Here is a 17,170-nt window from a genome sequence, read left to right on the forward strand (position 1 = left end):
GTCGCGGACAAGGGAATCATGGCTTGAATACCGCTTCTTGCACTTGCAGATAGGCTTCTTATAACAGAAGCAGAGCATGAAGGAGTTGCTGGATGCCGACCCTGTTCCGTTTTCTGTTCGTCTGCGCGATCCTCGCCGGGACGGTCTACGGAGCGATGCTGGCGCTTGTGACCTTCGTGGAGCCGCAGCAGCGCGACGTGACGATCCGCATTCCGTCAGAGCGGGTCAATCCGCCCGCCACGGGTGCGATCGACACGACCAGGAAGTGACCGGCATGGTGGATCTCGGTCGCGTCCATGTGGAATCTTTCCTGGAGATGATGAGTGCCGAGCGGGGTGCTGCCGCCAACACGCTGCAATCCTATGAACGCGATCTCGACGACGTCCGTTCTTTCCTGAAGGAGCGCAGCATACGGCTCACCGAAGCCGCCTCCGCCGATCTTGCCGCCTATCTCTCCTCACTCGCCGGAAAGGGCTTCAAACCCTCCTCGCAGGCGCGCCGGCTTGCGGCCATGCGGCAGTTCTACAAGTTCCTCTATGCCGAGGGCCTGAGGACCGACGACCCCACAGGCATTCTCGATGCGCCGAAGAAGGGCCGTCCGCTGCCGAAGACGATGGGTGTCGAGGAGGTCGGCAGGTTGCTTTCGCAGGCCGAGGCCGAGGCCGACGATCCGGCTCCGGGCCAGTTGCACCGCCTGCGCATGCTGGCGCTGCTGGAACTGCTCTATGCCACCGGAATGCGTGTCAGCGAACTCGTTTCGCTTCCTGCCCGCGTGCTCGATCAGGAAGGCCGTTTCCTGATGATCCGCGGCAAGGGCAACAAGGAACGGCTGGTGCCGCTGTCGCAATCGGCGATATCAGCCCTGAAATCCTACGGGCGCCTGCTGGCGGCGGAAAATGCAGCAGTGAAGGAACCGCAGGAAAGCACCTGGCTGTTTCCCTCCGCCTCGAAGGAGGGATACCTGCCGCGCCAGGTTTTTGCCCGCGACCTCAAGAACCTGGCGATCCGCGCCGGCCTGACGCCGTCGCTGATCTCGCCGCATGTCATGCGCCACGCCTTTGCCAGCCACCTGCTGGCGAACGGCGCCGATCTGCGCGTCGTACAGGAACTCCTCGGCCATTCGGACATTTCGACCACGCAGATCTACACACATGTCCTCGAAGAGAGGCTGCAGCAGCTTGTCCAGACGCATCACCCCCTTGCCAAACAGGCGAAAAAGCACGAATAGGACCGGCGACATGGGGCGGAGCCAGGAAAACGCCCCGGGCACAAGGAACGGAAACGCACCTCATGCACAATTATCTCGACTTCGAAAAGCCGATCTCCGACCTCGAAGGCAAGATCATCGAGCTGAAGAAGCTCGCAACGGAAGACGAGAGCATCGACACCACCGATGAGATCGGCCGGCTGGAGGTTCGCGTCCGTGAGGCGATCGTCGAAATCTATTCCAAGCTCAACCCCTGGCAGAAGACGCAGGTCGCCCGCCATCCGCAACGCCCGCATTTCGTCGATTACGCCAAGACGCTGTTCCAGGAATTCACGCCGCTCGCCGGTGACCGCAAGTTTTCCGAGGATGCCGCGATCCAGGCAGGCCTTGCCCGCTTTCGCGGCCAGCCGGTCGCCGTCATTGGCCAGGAAAAGGGCAACGACACCAAGAGCCGCATCAAGCACAATTTCGGCAGCCCCCGTCCGGAAGGCTACCGAAAGGCGATCCGCATCCTTGAAATGGCCGATCGTTTCGGCCTGCCGGTGATTTCGCTGGTGGATACGGCAGGCGCCTATCCCGGCGTCGGCGCCGAAGAGCGCGGCCAGGCCGAGGCGATCGCCCGCTCGACGGAAATGTGTCTCGGCGTCAAGGTTCCGCTGGTCTCCGTCGTCATCGGCGAAGGCGGCTCGGGCGGCGCGATCGCCATCGCCACCGGCAACAAGGTCTATATGCTCGAGCATTCGATCTACAGCGTCATCTCGCCGGAAGGGGCCGCCTCCATCCTCTGGCGCGATTCCACCCGCGCCCGTGAAGCGGCGACCAACATGAAGATCACCGCCGAGGACCTGAAATCGCTCGGCGTCATCGACGGCATCATCTCCGAACCGCTCGGCGGCGCGCATCGCGATCCGGACAGCGTGATAGCCGCAACCGGCGACGTGATCGCCAATGCTCTGGCCGAAATGGCATCCCGTTCCGGCGAGCAACTGCGCAACGACCGCCGCCAGAAATTCCTCGCCATGGGCCGCAATCTCTAACGGACATTTGGCTCTTCGCCGATTGGGGCCAAATCTTGGCCACATTGATGTTATCTGTAACACTCGCGCTTGCGGGGACGTTCGTGGCAAAGTCATAGGCTGGTAAGGTTTTATAAAGTATAAGCCGCCTATGATTCCTTCTGATGCCCGGACTCCATAGGCGGACCGGGTCGCATTATCATTATGGGCTAGTTTGGATGCGCATACGTCATTTTGCCTATATTTCCCTCATGGCGCTGGCTCTGTCCGGCTGCAATGACGCGTTGGAAACCGCGCAAGTCGATCTTTCCAAGGTCAAGAACAAGGTCGAGCAGCCGCTTCCCAGCCATATCCTCGCGCAGATGTCCGCCAAGGGCATAGACCGCAATTCGCCGATCATGATCCGCATCTTCAAGGAAGAAGGTGCCATGGAGATCTGGAAGGCGAAGACCGACAACCGTTTTGACAAGATCGCCGATTACAAGATCTGCGCCTGGTCCGGCCGTCTCGGCCCGAAGGTAAAGACCGGCGACCGGCAGGCGCCGGAAGGTTTCTACGACCTGACGCGCGCCAACCTGAACCCCAATTCCAAATATTATCTGGCGATCAACACCGGCTTCCCGAACCGCTACGATGCGGCGAACGGCCGCTCCGGTTCCGATCTGATGATCCACGGTGCCTGCTCCTCCTCCGGCTGCTATTCGATGACCGACCAGCAGGTGCTGGAGATCTACGCCTTCGCCCGCGACGCTTTCAAGGGCGGCCAGGCGACGGTGCAGCTGCAGGCCTTCCCCTTCCGCATGACGGCGGAAAACATGGTGAAGCATCGCCTCGACAGCAGTTACGACTTCTGGAAGATGCTGAAGGTCGGCTACGACAATTTCGAAGTGACGAAGCGCCCGCCTGAGGTGAATGTCTGCGAGAAGAAATACGTCTTCAATCAGCAGGCAACCGACGGCGGCGCCTTCAATGCTGCCGGCAAGTGCCCTGCTATGTCGACGCCGCCGGCGCTGACCGCAGCTCTTGCCTCCTACGGCAAGACCTACGATGCCGATTATGCCAAGGCGATGAGCAAATTCGACGGCATGGCCTGGTACGATCCCACAGAAGCCGAGCGCAAGGCCGTGGTCGCCAAGCTGCGCAAGGGCCGCGAACTTGCTTACGCCCCGACCGGCACCTCGCTGGAAGCTGGCCGCATGGTCAAGGTCGCCGAACTCGAAGACATGATGGCCAAGCGCACCGCGCAGGGCCTCGCCGCCAAGTCCGCGCCGGGTGCCACGCCTGTAGCAGCACCTGCCCAGCCGCAGGCAGTGGCAGTCGCTGACGCGACACCTGCGGTCGTGCCGGTGCCGACGCAGAACCCGCTGGCCTTTGCGGCGCCCGAACCGCAGGAAACGGCGGAAGCCACGGCAAAGAAGCCGTTCTGGAAATTCTGGGCGAGGAACTGAACGGCTTGAACCCCGTTCTCTACGATCTTCGCGGCCTGAAATGCCCATTGCCCGTGATCAAGACACGCAAGAAGCTCGCCGCCATGGCGAGCGGCACGCTCATTCGCGTCGACACCACCGATCCGCTTGCTGTGATCGACATGCCGCATTTCTGCAATGAGGACGGCCACGAACTGGTCGAGACGGAAAAGACCGAAAACGGCCACCGCTTCCTGATCCGCAAGCGCTAAAGCGGGTCGCGATCTTTCAGATTCGTTTGCCGCACTTTAGGTCTTTGTTTTCCGGATGTCTTTGGCGCAAAACCGCTGCACACTTTTGGGCGACATGCTTTAAATTCTGAGGCCCGGGATAGCGAGCGGATTGTCGGAGAGCGCCGCACGATCGGGCATATCGATGCGCGGCTTGCCGAGGAAGGCGTCGAACAGATCCTTCACGAAGGCTTCCGGCAGATCCCTGGTGATCAGCACCATGCGTGTGCGCCGGTCTTCCCCCGGCCAGGCGGGAAGCCGCACCGGCGGATGGAAAATGCTCTGCACCCCATGCAGCACCAGCGGCCGATCCGGCCGGTCGGAGACCGACACGATCGCCTTCATCCTCAACAGCTTCTCGCCATGGGCCGAACGGAGGAGATCGATGAACATCTCAAGCGCCATCGGATCGATCGGCTTCTCCTCAATGATCGAGAAAGAACGGATCGAGGCATCGTGACGATTGACGTCATGCGGATCCTGATCCGCATGAGCGTGATGATGGTGGTGGTGACCATCATGATCATGGCCATGATTGCCATCACGATTAACATCGTGATTGTGATGTCCATCACGACCGTGGTCGTGATTGTGATGCGCCTCGTGTGCATCCTCGTCCTGCAGCCAGCGGCCGACATCGGCAATCTTCGTCGCCGGATCGTAGAGCCCGTTGACCAGCACTGCGGCACTGCCCGCTTCGGCGCTGTCGGCATCCATCATCACGGCACGCGGATTGAGCGCCCGCAGGCGCTTTTCCAGCCCGTCCGTTGCCTCGGCCATCGCCTTTTTCGAGACGATCAGCCGGTCGGCGACCGCCGCCTGCTTGCGCGCTTCCTCGTGATTGTCGAGCGTCTGCAGCCCATTCACCGCGTCCACGACGGTGACGACGCCGTCAAGCTCGAAATTCGTGGCGATGACGGGATTGCCCATGATCGCCTGCATGACCGGCGAAGGATCGGCAAGGCCCGTCGTCTCGATGACGACACGCTTGACCGGCTTGACGCGGCCCGTCTGCACCGCGTCCATCAGGTTCGCCAGCGTATCCACAAGTTCACCGCGCACGGTGCAGCAGAGGCACCCATCGGAAAGCTCGATGATCGAATCGCCGGAACTTTCGACCAGGAGGTGGTCGATGCCGACATCGCCGAATTCATTGATGATGACGGCCGCATCCTTCATCACGGGGTCTTTGAGGATGCGGTTGAGCAGCGTCGATTTGCCGGCGCCGAGAAAACCGGTCAGGATGGTGACCGGAATCCTGTCGTTGAGCGCGCTCATGTCGTTTTACCTTAAAAGCTTAAAAGGATGTCGGGCGCGGCATCGGCACCGGCACGTTGGCGATCGCTCCCGCGGTATCGCCGCGCGCCATTTTTTCCGGCTGCGCAGCCGGCTGCGGATCCTGGCCCGGAATGAGTCCGGCAAAGACGAATTGCGGATCGTGGTCCATCGGCTGGATGTAGGGTGACTGCACCCTCATGCGGCCGACCTCGTCGCGCGTTTCACTACGCACCTTGGCGCCCTTGGCGCTGCAGATATCGGCGGTGATGTCGGTAACCTGGTCTTGTCCCGGACCGTAGGGTCTCAGCGAACCCAGCGTGTCGTTGCCGGGAAACTGCGCGGTGAAGCCCTTCTGCAAAAGGTTGGCTGTCGCATCGGCGCGCGCCGCAAGGCTGTCGGTGCCGAGCACGACCGAGATCAGCGTATGGCCGTTGCGGGTCGCCGAACCGATCTGGTTGAAACCCGAGGCGCAGATGAAGCCGGTCTTCATGCCATCGGCGCCGGCGAAGCGGCCGATCAGCATGTTGAGGCTCGGCACGTTCTGCTGACCGGTCGTGAAGCCCTCCAGCGAGAAATAACCGGCATATTGCGGAAAATCGCGACGCAGCGCCACCGTCAGCACCGCAAGGTCACGCGCCGTCGTATATTGCCCCTTGCCGGGCAGGCCGTTCGGATTGACGAAATGCGAATCCGTCATGCCGAGCTTCAGCGCTTCGCCGTTCATCCGCGTCACGAAGCCTTCCTGCGTACCGCCAATGGCTTCGGCGACCGCGACCGCGATGTCGTTAGCCGATTTCACCATCAGGATCTTCAGCGCGCTGTCGAGCGTCAGCTTCTGGCCAGGCTTGAAATACATCTTGGCAGCCGGCTGCGCGGCGGCGCGCTTGCTCATGACGATGGGCGTATCGAGGCTGATCTGGCCAGCGCGGATCGCATCGAACACCGTATAGACGGTCATCAGCTTGGTCAGCGAGGCCGGATACCATTTGCGGAAGGCTTCTTCATGCTCGAGCACGCGGCCGGTCTGCACATCGACGAGAATATGCGGATTGGCCTGGGCAAACGAAACGGAGCCCAGAAAAACGGCAGTCGCCGCTGATACGAAAGAAAGCGGCCGCAAGGCAGCAAACAAACGGAAGTGGCGCGTCGACACGGTTCGTCCTTCAGATATCAGGAAAATCTCGAAATCTTCCCCTATTTAGCCTATATGGCTATGACATGGCAAAGGTCATTGACTAAGTAATTTCCACAGCCTCACACCCTTGTGATGCGATGAAAGATTTGTCGAGATTTCATAACAGGAACGCCGATATGCCGATTTTGAACAGAGCCGCGGAGTTGCAGGACGAGGTCGCCGAATGGCGCCGCCATATTCATGCCCGGCCCGAGCTCCTCTTCGCGGTGGAAAATACGGCCGCCTTCGTCGCCGAAAAACTCAAGGAATTCGGCGTCGACGAGATCGTCACCGGCATCGGCCGCACCGGTGTCGTCGGCCTGATCAAGGGCAAGGGCGAAGGCTCTCGCACGGTCGGCCTGCGCGCCGACATGGACGCCCTGCCGCTCACCGAGATCACTGGCAAACCCTGGGCTTCGAAGACACCGGGCAAGATGCATGCCTGCGGCCATGACGGCCACACCGCCATGCTGCTCGGCGCCGCGAAATACCTGGCCGAGACCCGCAACTTCAACGGCAATGTCGCCGTCATCTTCCAGCCCGCCGAAGAAGGCGGCGGCGGCGGTAATCTGATGGTCAAGGACGGCATGATGGAGCGCTTCGATATCGAAGAGGTCTACGGCATGCACAATCTGCCGGGCCTGCCCGTAGGCCAGTTCGCCACCCGCAAGGGCGCGATCATGGCGGCGACCGACGAATTCACCGTCACCGTGAAAGGTCGCGGCGGCCACGCCGCCCAGCCGCACCGGACGATCGACCCGATCGCCATCGGCGCCCAGATCGTCGCCAACCTGCAGATGATCGCCTCGCGCAGCGCCGATCCGCTGCGCTCGGTCGTCGTCTCGGTGACCAAGTTCAATGCCGGTTTTGCCCATAACGTCATTCCGAACGATGCGACCTTCGCCGGTACGGTTCGTACCCTCGACCCCGAAGTGCGCACGCTCGCCGAGACGCGGTTCCGGCAGATCATCGAGGGATTGGTCTCTGCCCACGGCGCCGAGGCCGAAATCAGCTTCCACCGCAACTATCCCGTCACCGTCAATCACCCCGATGAGACCGAGCATGCGGTCGCCACCGCCAGCGCCATCGCCGGCGAGGCGAACGTCAACGCCGAGATCGATCCGATGATGGGCGGTGAGGATTTCTCCTACATGCTGAACGCCCGCCCCGGCGCCTTCATCTTCATCGGCAACGGCGACAGCGCCGGCCTGCACAACCCCGCCTACGACTTCAACGACGAAGCCATCGCCCACGGCATCTCCTACTGGGTCCGCCTCGCCGAACAACGCCTCGGTCTCTAGCAACAATTAAGGCTTGGCTTCACGCCAAGCCTTTTGTATGCATGGCACTCAAGTGGTCCCGTAGCTCAGCAGGATAGAGCACCAGATTCCTAATCTGGGGGTCGCGCGTTCGAATCGCGCCGGGATCACCAGTCAATCAGATGGTTATCTCCCTCGACAGAACGCACGTTCCTGCAGACATGCAAGAACGCAATAATGATGTCATGAGAAACCGGCCTTTGATCGGTAATAGCGAGGCCAGGTGTCGCGCTGAGGCCGCACGACCGCGCTTTGGGACGAAGAAATTGGCGATCAATTGGACTCGTTCAACTGGCTAGTTTTTCGACATCGGCGTCGATCCACGGTCAGTTCGCTCAAAATTGACGATCGCGTCTCAGCGCAGACTGCCTCACCGAAAAAGCAATCGGGCCGGAACCGCTAGATCAGGACGATCAACGAATATTTTCGCAATCGGTGTTGAGCCGGGCGCAAATCTGCGCCCATCGGAGCATGCTATCGTAAAGTGGATACAACCACCCCAGCGAATTAGCCACCCTAAATTGAAAACGGTCTTTGCGATAGCCGCGCGCAGCGTAGGCCCTGATGGTCCAGCCATGCGAAGCCTCCGGCGCAGCCGCCTCCGCATCTTAGCCCATAGGAATGGCACGCTTCTTGCGTTGCTTGGCGTTGGGCCGAGCAAACATACTCGGCGAAAGCGAATGCCCACAAAAGTCGGACGAGTTCTCGGGCATTGAGAATAGGCCGATCGACGGCCAGGAGCAGATGACAACATATTCGATCGTTCTAGGACGCGAACGCCATGTCTTTCAGGATCTGAAGTCGGTATTGGCTTGCGCTTCGCCGCTGAAATCCGGTGACGTGCTGGCCGGGATCGCGGCGTCGAGCAACGAGCGGCGGGTGGCCGCCCGCTACCTGCTCGCCGATATGCCTCTCAAAACTTTCCTGGAGGATCTCGTCATCCCATACGAGGTCGACGAGGTCAGCCGACTGATCGTCGACCGCCATGATTGGATGGCATTCGCGTCGGTATCTCACATGACGGTCGGTGAATTTCGCGATTGGCTTCTCTCTTATGAGGCGACCGCCGAAAAACTGCTTGCCATTGGACCAGGCCTCACCCCCGAAATGGTCGCGGCGGTCTCCAAGATCATGCGTAACCATGATCTGATCACCGTCGCCGGCAAATGTAAGGTGGTCACGGCCTTTCGTTCCACGATCGGTCTGCCCGGCCGACTGTCGAGCCGTCTTCAGCCCAATCATCCCACCGATGATCCTGAAGGTGTCGCCGGCTCGACGCTCGACGGACTTCTTTACGGGATCGGCGATGCGGTGATCGGCATCAATCCGGCTACCGACAATCTTGAAGCCTGCACAAGATTGATGGTTCTTTTCGACCGGCTGCGCGAACGGTTCGATATCCCGACCCAATCCTGCGTATTGACCCATGTCACCACGTCAATCAAGGCGATCGAGGCTGGAGCGCCGCTCGATCTGGTGTTCCAGTCAATCGCCGGCTCTGAGGCCGCCAACAAGGGTTTCGGCGTCGATCTCGCCGTCCTCAGGGAAGGCCAGCAGGCAGCACTTTCCATGAAACGCGGCACGGTCGGAAACAATGTCATGTATCTGGAGACCGGCCAGGGCAGCGCTCTCTCGGCCGACGCCCATCATGGTGTCGACGAACAGACGGTGGAGACGCGGGCCTATGCCGTTGCACGTGAACTCAATCCGTTGCTCGTCAATACAGTGGTCGGCTTCATTGGCCCCGAATACCTTTTCGACGCCAAGCAAATTATCCGCGCCGGGCTCGAAGACCATTTCTGCGGCAAACTGCTTGGCGTGCCGATGGGGGTCGACGTTTGCTACACGAACCATGCGGAAGCCGACCAGGACGATATGGATAATCTGATGGTATTGCTGACTGTCGCGGGCGTCAGCTTCCTCATCGCGGTGCCCGGCGCCGACGACGTCATGCTCAATTATCAGAGCCTTTCCTACCACGATATTGTCGGCCTCAGGCACCAGTTCAATCGTCCGCCCGCTCCGGAGTTCGAAGCCTGGCTCCATCGCATGGGCATGCTTGATCACACGGGTCGTCTTGCGCCTGCCAGCGCCTCGGGCGCCTTTTCTCGCAATCTCCTGAGCTACAGGGCATCGGCATGACTCCCTTCGAACGAGATCCATTTGCACGGTTCCGCAACGCCACACGCGCCCGGATCGGGCTTGGAAGGGCAGGCGACGCCTTGCCGACATCGGCAATTCTCGACTTCCAGCTTGCCCATGCCCGGGCGCGGGATGCCGTGCACGGGCAAGTGGATTTTGTCGCCCTTGCCAAGCAGCTTGCTCCCGTGCCGACGGTCCGGATCCGGTCTCGCGCCACAGACCGTACGATCTATCTGGCGCGCCCGGATCTCGGCCGTCAGACCAACGCAGCCGATCTCCCGAGCTCAGGCGATCGCTATGATATCGCCTTCATCATCGCAGACGGACTTTCGGCCTCGGCGGTCGAGCACCACGCGGTGCCGCTATTCAAGGCATGCATGAAGCGTCTCGGGGCCTTCAGCGTCGCCCCAGTGATATTGGGCGAGCAGGCGCGGGTGGCATTTGGTGATGAGGCAGCGGCGGCGTTTGGTGCGGAAGTTGCCATCGTGCTGATCGGCGAGAGGCCGGGACTAAGCGTACCTGACAGCCTCGGCGCCTACATCACGTTCCGACCGCAATCGGGACGGCGTGACAGCGAGCGCAACTGTATTTCGAATATTCATGCCGACGGGCTCAGCTACGAGGTCGCAGCGGACAAGATCGTTTGGATCGTCCGGGAGGCGCTTCGCTTGCAGCTGACCGGTGTCGATCTCAAGGAAAATGCCGAAGGCGCCATAGAAGCGCTGCCACACCAAGAAGCATAAAGTTCAATCTACAAAAAAGGGGAACAATCATGTCAAATTCTCAACCGACGCTCGCCAAGAGCCTGACCGGGCTGCATTTATGGGGACTTGCAGTCGGCCTCGTCATCTCGGGCGAATATTTCGGCTGGAGCTATGGCTGGGCGGCTGCCGGCACACTCGGCTTCTTGATCACCACGATCCTGATTGCCGTCATGTACACCACCTTCATTTTCTCCTTCACGGAGTTGACGACGGCTATTCCCCATGCCGGCGGACCGTTTGCCTATGCGCTCAGGGCCTTCGGCCCGCTCGGCGGCTTCGTTGCCGGTTTTGCAACACTGGTGGAATTCGTCTTCGCTCCTCCAGCCATCGCGCTTGCCATCGGCGCCTATCTCAATGTGCAGTTCCCGGGCCTCGATCCGAAAGTGGCGGCTGTCGGCGCCTATATCGTCTTCATGGCGCTCAATATTGTCGGCGTTACCATTGCGGCAACCTTCGAACTCTTTATCACCATTCTGGCGATTGCCGAACTGCTGATCTTTATGGGTGTCGTCGCGCCAGGCTTCTCTTTTGCCAATTTCGCGGCCAACGGCTGGGCAGGCGCCCCTGAATTCTCGGTCGGTGCCATTGGAGGCATCTTTGCCGCCATTCCGTTTGCCATCTGGTTCTTCCTGGCGATCGAAGGCGCGGCCATGGCCGCCGAGGAAACCAAGAACCCCACCCGCACCGTCCCGATCGCCTATATCGCAGGTATTCTCACTCTCGTATTCCTGGCTTTCGGCACGATGATCTTCGCGGGAGGCGTTGGCGATTGGCGCACGCTGTCCAATATCAACGATCCGTTGCCGCAGGCGATGAAGGCTGTCGTCGGAGAATCCTCCGGCTGGCTGCACATGCTCGTCTGGATCGGCTTGTTCGGCCTGATCGCATCGTTCCATGGCATCATCATGGGCTATTCCAGGCAGATCTTCGCGCTGGGTCGCGCAGGCTACCTGCCGGAAGTTCTCGCGAAGATCCATCCGAAATTCCGCACGCCTTATCTCGCAGTACTTGCGGGCGGTGTTGTCGGCATTGCCGCGATCTTCTCCGACAACCTGATCCAGATCGGCGGCTTGCCGCTGACTGCCAATATCGTCACGATGTCGGTGTTCGGCGCGATCATCATGTACATCGTCTCCATGGCATCGCTGTTCAAACTTCGTCGGACCGAGCCCGAGCTTGCCCGACCGTTCAAGGCATGGGGCTATCCCGTTGTCCCGGCCATTGCCCTTGGGCTTGCGCTCGTCGCGCTGGCAGCGATGATCTACTACAACTTCTTGATCTTTTTGATCTTCCTTGCCATGGGCGTGGTGGCGTTCGGTATCTGGCGCTTGCTGTCAGGCGGCGTCACCAAGGAAGCGGCAGCTTCCGCGTAACAAGGTTCTCTGGCTCGACCAGCAAGCAGGCAACCGGACGAACCGGTTCGGATCGATATCAACGACCCCCCGCCAACGTTTGGCGGGGGAATTCGAGCGCAAAGCCCGGATGACCTTACCATCACGCTCCCATTCAGATGGGTCAGCCCGCTCGCAAAGTTCTTAAATTCCTCATCGAGACAAGCGCGAGGGCTATTCGATCTTCCGTGCGCCAAGTCGCATTCGCCGTCGCTGGTTTACCGCACCTGACGATGGACCCGCCGCGTCCTCACTGCCCGCCGCGCGCCCAATCCCAACAGCGCCGCCACCATCCAGCCACCGACAAAACCGATCGCGCCCCAGACGAGACCCGCAAAGCTGACGGGCACGCCGGGCACGAAGTCGCGCCAGGTATTGGCGAAGACGACGTCATCGGCATTCCCCAGCAGCACAAAGGGCTTGGCGACGGGTGCGGCGGTGCCGAGGTGGAGCTGCTGCGAGAGCAGTGTTTCGTAACGCGTGATCGTGCTGCGCATCGAGACGCCGCGGTCGTGCAGGAAATCGTCGGATGATTGCGCATAGGCGTTCAGCGCCTGCTGGCGATCGAGATGGTGTTCGGCCGCCTGGGCATTGAAATCCTCGACGATGACCCGCAATTCGTCGATCGCCCCGCCGATCCGCTGGCGGTATTGCTGCGCAAATTCCGGCGCCTGCGAAAAGACCGTGCCGCCGGCAAGCCCGGCGACGATGGTGATGATCCTTGCAATCGGTCCCATGAACAATGCCTCCGGATATCCCCCTGCGCTAACGATCCGCGGCCGTAAAGGTTTCTGCCTCCGTCACAATCGGTAACTCTATGTGATTGAACCGACTGTGCTTCCAGCGAGTTGATGCCGTGACCAACTCAGAAAGAGAGGCTTGCCATGAAACAGATTATCCTTGCCTGCACGCTCGCTGCTGCGTCCATCTTTTCGGCAATGCCGTCCCAGGCGGCAAGTGTGACCATCACCACGGATGATGCGCGTCCCACTTACCGTCATGCGGAACGGCCCTATTACCGCCATCACATGAGGCCGCGTCACGTCTCCCAGGACTGCTTCACCAAGACGGAAAAAATCCGCCGTCACGGCCATACGGTCGTCAAGGAAACCCGAATCTGCCGATAAGGCAATCCATGCAGGAAAGAGCCCGGCTGATCTTCCCAGCCGGGCTTTCCATTTGATCTCGCCCAGATCTCGCCGATGGAACTTCGCAATATCGGCCGCGTTTATTGTGAAGCGGGAGTATTCATCATGCGTATCAAGATGATTCTATTGGCCATCGCTTATGTCGCCGTCAGCGTCGTGCTGCTTGCCATCGCCTATCAGCCACAGAGTCCGGGCGCGATGCAGAAAACCGATCGTCTGGCCGGCTCGACCTTTCTCGTCGAACGCTTCGCCGGTTGATGAGCTGAGCGCCGGCTTATAGGCGACGGCGTGGAAATTTTCCTGGTCCGGCATGTCTGGCCCCGGAGCAGCCCGCCGTTTGGTCAATGCGGACCGTCAAGCGAAGATCCGCCAAGCAGAATCCGGTTCTGCACCAAATGCACCCCCTCGACGGCCTTGGCGACCGCAGTCGCCCGTTCGATCTCGCCGACCGTGCCGACGGTGCCGGTGAGCACGATCTGGTCGTTCTCCATCGTCACTTCGACATCCGATGCATCGATGCCGCCGGCGATCGCCAGCGCATTGGCGACGGCGGCCTCGACCGATGCGCGATTGGCGATTTCCGTTTCCATCTCGGGTTCGAGCCCGTGAAATGTCTGCTCCTTGAAAACCATGATCCGTTCCTCCGTGAAGCCTCGGAAGGAAACGCCCTTCGACGGAGTTTGGTTTCACCGCCGCTACCAGTTAACGCGATAGCGGAGATTGACGCTGCCAGCCTCATCCCCTGAAAACGGATTGTTCATCGACGCATCGAGATTGAGGTTCGGCAGGATAGTCTGGCTGACCGCCACCGTGCTCGAGAAGTCGCCGCTGGCATTGCTGACGCCTGTCCCTGCCGAAAGCGAGGTTCCCGTCCAGGGATGGATCAGCTTCAGCGCCTGCGATGCCGTCACAGAAGCCTGCCGGGCATCGACCGCATCAAATTGTACACTGATGGACCGGCTCGATTGCATGTCGAGCGAATCGGACAGGATCCAGCTGCGCGAGCGGCTGAGGGTCAGCGCGCCGCTGCCGCGCAGCGTATCGACGCTGACGCTTGCGCCCTGTTGTGACCGACCTGCCGGGGTGACGCTCGTCCTGGTGATCCTGCCCCAAAGCATTGCCTGTTCGGAATCGGGCAGCGGCGCCCCGCCTTTGGTCGCGGCAAGCGCGATATCGGCGCCGGCGCTGGTTTCCCATTCCGCCGGCAGGCGAAAACCCATCGTCGCCTTGTAGGACCGGTCCGAAAGCTTGGCTGGCGACCAGATCACCAAGTCATCCGCCCGCGCTGCAGCGGTGAGCGAGGGCAGGATGGCGATAAGAATGCATGCTATTTTGGATGTCGTCATGAGATCCGAACGTTTTGACCTGACCCAGGGCTGCAGCGCCGAAACCGACGCGACAGCGCACATTGAAAGCGCTCGACACGAACGCGATGAGGGATCACGGCCAAGCCGCTCATCCCGGTTTCATCCTCGATTTAATGGTTGGCTCGGAAAGCCGGCGGCACCGAGTGCCTGTTCTTCAATAGACGCCTTAGCGCCCCGAATTGCCCATGCGACCGAAACCAGCCGCAACGGAACCGCGATTCCTCAAGCAATGTTAGAAGGATCACATCCAACCGCCGTTCTGTAAACCCCTCAAGGGTTGAAATCTGCTGCACCGCACACTTGCCGCCCCCTCCAAAGCCTAGTAGAGCCTGAGCCTACGAGAGAAATTTTCGCGAAATTCTACATGATGACCGGCAAAAGCGCGCCGCGGCGCCTCAGCATCTTCGGTTCGACGGGTTCGATCGGCCAGAATACACTCAATGTCGTCGATCACCTGGGCGGACGGGAGAACTTCGAAATCTCCGTGCTAACAGGCAGCGGCAATGTCGAATTGCTGGCCCGGCAGGCGAAATCCTCCGGCGCGCGGCTGGCGGTGACGGCAAACGACCGGCATTACGAATCACTGAAGAGCGAACTTTCCGGCAGCGGCATCGCGGTCGCCTCGGGAAAATCCGGCCTCATGGAAGCCGCCGACCGCGAAGTCGACTGGGTGATGGCAGCAATTGTCGGCACTGCAGGCCTGGCGCCGACCCTTGCCGCCGCGCGCCGCGGCGCCGATATCGCTCTTGCCAACAAGGAATGCCTGGTATCGGCCGGCGATCTGTTCATCGCAGCGATCCGCGAAGGCGGCGGCAAGCTGCTTCCTGTCGATAGCGAGCACAACGCCATCTTCCAGGTGCTGGAAGAGAACCAGCGCCACGCCATCGAGCGCGTCATCCTGACGGCGTCGGGCGGCCCGTTCCGCACCGCCTCGCTGCGTGACATGGCTGATGTGACGGTGGAAACCGCGCGCGCCCACCCGAACTGGTCGATGGGATTGAAGATCTCGATCGACAGCGCCTCCATGTTCAACAAGGCGCTGGAGATGATCGAAGCCCGGCACCTTTTCGCTCTCAGACCCGAACAGATCGAGGTCATCTTCCACCCGCAATCGATTATCCATTCCATGGTCGGCTATACGGATGGGTCGGTGCTGGCGCAGCTCGGCGCGCCCGATATGCGCACCGCCATCGGTTATGCGCTGTCCTTTCCGCGCCGGCCGAACCTGCCGGTCGAGCGGCTGGATTTCGCCAAGCTCGCCAGGCTGGATTTCGAGGCACCGGATGAGGTGCGGTTTCCGGCGCTGCGGCTTGCACGCCTGGCGATGATGCGCGGCGGCGTTCAGGGCGCGGTGTTGAACGGCGCCAAGGAAGTAGCGCTCGAAGCCTTCATCGAAGGGCGGCTGTCCTTCCTCGCCATGGCCGAGGTCACCGAGAGGGTCATGGACGATCTGGCCGGGCTGCCGCCGGCTGCCGGCATGGACGATGTCTTCGCCGCCGACAGGCAGGCCCGGCAAAGGGCGGCGGAACTCATGACACTGGCGATCGCCGAGTGAAGTTGTCGGCCGCTATTATCGCAACCGGTTCCCACCCTCGTCGAACAATCTGCAATCCGACGGTTCAAACAGCAGGCTCACCTGCTCGCCCGCCGCAATACTGATCGGTGACCGATGCTCGACGGTCAGCGACTGGCCATCGGCAAGCTGACAATAGAGATATTGCGTTCCCCCGAGATATTCCGAAAAATCGACCCTCGCGGTCAGGCTGCCGGATAGGTCGGATGCCACCTTCAGATGCTCCGGCCGCAGACCGAGCGTCACCGCGGCACCAACTGGCCGGTTTGCGGGCGGCAGACCGCTTTCGATGCGTGTGCCAGCGACTTCGACCAGGCTCCTCCCCTCGCCCCATCGGGCATTCAGCAGGTTCATCCGGGGCGAGCCGATGAAGCCCGCCACGAAGGTATTCGAGGGATTCTCGTAGATTTCTCGCGGCGTTCCCGCCTGTTCGACGCGGCCGTCGCGCAACACGACGATCTTGTCGGCGAGCGTCATCGCCTCCGTCTGGTCGTGCGTGACATAGATCATCGTATTGCCGAGTTCACGGTGGAGGCGGGCGATCTCGATGCGCATCGAAACGCGCAGTTCCGCATCGAGATTGGACAGCGGTTCGTCGAACAGGAAAACATCGGGCTTGCGCACGATGGCCCGGCCGATCGCCACACGTTGCCGCTGGCCGCCGGAAAGCTGTCCCGGCCGCCGGTCGAGAAGATGGTCGATCTTCAGTATCGCGGAAGCGGCCTTGACGCGCGTCTCTATCTCCGCGGCATTGGTGCGCGCCATCTTCAAGCCGAAGGCCAGGTTGTCGCGCACGCTCATATGCGGATAGAGCGCGTAAGACTGGAAGACCATGGCGATGCCGCGCTCGGATGGATCGAGATCGGTGACAATACGTCCCTTGATCTCGACCTCCCCGTCGGTCACGTCTTCCAGGCCGGCGATCATGCGAAGAAGCGTCGATTTTCCGCAGCCGGAAGGGCCGACGAAGACGACGAATTCACCCTCTGCGATCGTCAGGTCGATCCCGTGGACCACCTGCAGATTGCCATAGCTTTTTCGCACGTCCTGGAGCACGACGCTCTTGTTAGCCATACCGTTCGTCATCCCCAAAAG

Annotated in this window: 18 protein-coding genes and 1 tRNA gene; 13 read left to right on the forward strand and 6 right to left on the reverse strand. The window is 60.8% G+C overall.

All coding sequences use genetic code 11. The features are described 5' to 3' along the window. Positions 1 to 92: 92 nt before the first annotated feature. The 5 genes from ELH03_RS19710 to ELH03_RS19730 all read left to right on the forward strand — a co-directional run bounded on the left by ELH03_RS19710 (position 93) and on the right by ELH03_RS19730 (position 3,901). Positions 93 to 269, forward strand: a complete 177-nt coding sequence (locus ELH03_RS19710; protein ID WP_012759201.1) for a hypothetical protein — start codon at positions 93 to 95, stop codon at positions 267 to 269. Between the two features lie 5 nt (positions 270 to 274). Continuing rightward, on the forward strand, positions 275 to 1,228 hold the full coding sequence (gene xerD, locus ELH03_RS19715) for a site-specific tyrosine recombinase XerD (protein ID WP_128410430.1): 954 nt from the start codon (positions 275 to 277) through the stop codon (positions 1,226 to 1,228). Positions 1,229 to 1,290: 62 nt separating this feature from the next. After that, positions 1,291 to 2,244 carry an acetyl-CoA carboxylase carboxyltransferase subunit alpha gene (locus ELH03_RS19720; RefSeq protein ID WP_105007531.1) on the forward strand — a complete coding sequence of 318 codons (954 nt, stop codon included), beginning with the start codon at positions 1,291 to 1,293 and terminating at the stop codon, positions 2,242 to 2,244. Between the two features lie 197 nt (positions 2,245 to 2,441). Continuing rightward, complete coding sequence (locus ELH03_RS19725; protein ID WP_130766592.1) at positions 2,442 to 3,671, forward strand: L,D-transpeptidase family protein; 1,230 nt, start codon at positions 2,442 to 2,444, stop codon at positions 3,669 to 3,671. 5 nt (positions 3,672 to 3,676) lie between these two features. Further along, the gene (locus ELH03_RS19730; RefSeq protein WP_128404958.1) at positions 3,677 to 3,901 is read left to right on the forward strand and encodes a sulfurtransferase TusA family protein; all 225 of its coding nucleotides are present in this window, start codon (positions 3,677 to 3,679) and stop codon (positions 3,899 to 3,901) included. A gap of 99 nt (positions 3,902 to 4,000) precedes the next feature. On the opposite strand, the gene ELH03_RS19735 is transcribed toward ELH03_RS19730, so the two are convergent. Together ELH03_RS19735 and ELH03_RS19740 are read right to left on the reverse strand one after the other, a co-directional pair. After that, a complete protein-coding gene (locus ELH03_RS19735; protein WP_128410431.1) occupies positions 4,001 to 5,197 on the reverse strand; it encodes a CobW family GTP-binding protein in 1,197 nt (398 codons plus the stop codon). A 19-nt stretch (positions 5,198 to 5,216) separates the two neighbouring features. Continuing rightward, positions 5,217 to 6,350 carry a D-alanyl-D-alanine carboxypeptidase family protein gene (locus ELH03_RS19740; RefSeq protein ID WP_128410432.1) on the reverse strand — a complete coding sequence of 378 codons (1,134 nt, stop codon included), beginning with the start codon at positions 6,348 to 6,350 and terminating at the stop codon, positions 5,217 to 5,219. Positions 6,351 to 6,508: 158 nt separating this feature from the next. Here ELH03_RS19740 and ELH03_RS19745 point away from each other — a divergent pair, with 158 nt between their 5' ends. The 5 genes from ELH03_RS19745 (at position 6,509) to eat (ending at position 11,969) form a co-directional block, all read left to right on the forward strand. Continuing rightward, a complete protein-coding gene (locus ELH03_RS19745; RefSeq protein ID WP_128410433.1) occupies positions 6,509 to 7,672 on the forward strand; it encodes a M20 aminoacylase family protein in 1,164 nt (387 codons plus the stop codon). A gap of 54 nt (positions 7,673 to 7,726) precedes the next feature. Next, a tRNA-Arg gene (locus tag ELH03_RS19750) sits at positions 7,727 to 7,803 on the forward strand. A gap of 631 nt (positions 7,804 to 8,434) precedes the next feature. Beyond that, a complete protein-coding gene (locus ELH03_RS19755; protein ID WP_130659337.1) occupies positions 8,435 to 9,832 on the forward strand; it encodes an ethanolamine ammonia-lyase subunit EutB in 1,398 nt (465 codons plus the stop codon). After that, a complete protein-coding gene (gene eutC / locus ELH03_RS19760; protein ID WP_128410435.1) occupies positions 9,829 to 10,575 on the forward strand; it encodes an ethanolamine ammonia-lyase subunit EutC in 747 nt (248 codons plus the stop codon). The genes ELH03_RS19755 and eutC overlap by 4 nt, the downstream gene beginning before the upstream one ends. Positions 10,576 to 10,604: 29 nt before the next feature. Continuing rightward, complete coding sequence (gene eat / locus ELH03_RS19765) at positions 10,605 to 11,969, forward strand: ethanolamine permease (protein WP_164902183.1); 1,365 nt, start codon at positions 10,605 to 10,607, stop codon at positions 11,967 to 11,969. Positions 11,970 to 12,205: 236 nt separating this feature from the next. Here eat and ELH03_RS19770 read toward each other — a convergent pair whose 3' ends face one another. Then, positions 12,206 to 12,724, reverse strand: coding sequence for a DUF2937 family protein (locus ELH03_RS19770; RefSeq protein ID WP_128404963.1), 519 nt, complete (start codon positions 12,722 to 12,724; stop codon positions 12,206 to 12,208). 147 nt (positions 12,725 to 12,871) lie between these two features. On the opposite strand from ELH03_RS19770, the gene ELH03_RS19775 reads away from it, so the two are divergent. Beyond that, entirely contained in the window at positions 12,872 to 13,114 is a 243-nt protein-coding gene (locus tag ELH03_RS19775) for a hypothetical protein (protein ID WP_012759211.1), read from the forward strand. 126 nt (positions 13,115 to 13,240) lie between these two features. After that, positions 13,241 to 13,393, forward strand: a complete 153-nt coding sequence (locus ELH03_RS37485) for a hypothetical protein (protein WP_165420527.1) — start codon at positions 13,241 to 13,243, stop codon at positions 13,391 to 13,393. A gap of 83 nt (positions 13,394 to 13,476) precedes the next feature. On the opposite strand, the gene ELH03_RS19780 is transcribed toward ELH03_RS37485, so the two are convergent. Together ELH03_RS19780 and ELH03_RS19785 are read right to left on the reverse strand one after the other, a co-directional pair. Then, positions 13,477 to 13,767, reverse strand: coding sequence for a BON domain-containing protein (locus tag ELH03_RS19780; protein WP_128404965.1), 291 nt, complete (start codon positions 13,765 to 13,767; stop codon positions 13,477 to 13,479). A 63-nt stretch (positions 13,768 to 13,830) separates the two neighbouring features. Continuing rightward, positions 13,831 to 14,481 carry a hypothetical protein gene (locus ELH03_RS19785; protein ID WP_128410436.1) on the reverse strand — a complete coding sequence of 217 codons (651 nt, stop codon included), beginning with the start codon at positions 14,479 to 14,481 and terminating at the stop codon, positions 13,831 to 13,833. 385 nt (positions 14,482 to 14,866) lie between these two features. Between ELH03_RS19785 and dxr the strand changes: the two genes are divergently transcribed. Beyond that, complete coding sequence (dxr, locus tag ELH03_RS19790) at positions 14,867 to 16,057, forward strand: 1-deoxy-D-xylulose-5-phosphate reductoisomerase (protein WP_130766593.1); 1,191 nt, start codon at positions 14,867 to 14,869, stop codon at positions 16,055 to 16,057. A 15-nt stretch (positions 16,058 to 16,072) separates the two neighbouring features. On the opposite strand, the gene ELH03_RS19795 is transcribed toward dxr, so the two are convergent. Then, positions 16,073 to 17,161: an ABC transporter ATP-binding protein gene (locus ELH03_RS19795; protein ID WP_128404968.1), complete on the reverse strand. Its 1,089-nt coding sequence runs from the start codon at positions 17,159 to 17,161 to the stop codon at positions 16,073 to 16,075. Positions 17,162 to 17,170: the final 9 nt, after the last annotated feature.

This window comes from Rhizobium beringeri (genome assembly GCF_004306515.1).
Taxonomy (GTDB): Bacteria; Pseudomonadota; Alphaproteobacteria; order Rhizobiales; family Rhizobiaceae; genus Rhizobium; species Rhizobium beringeri.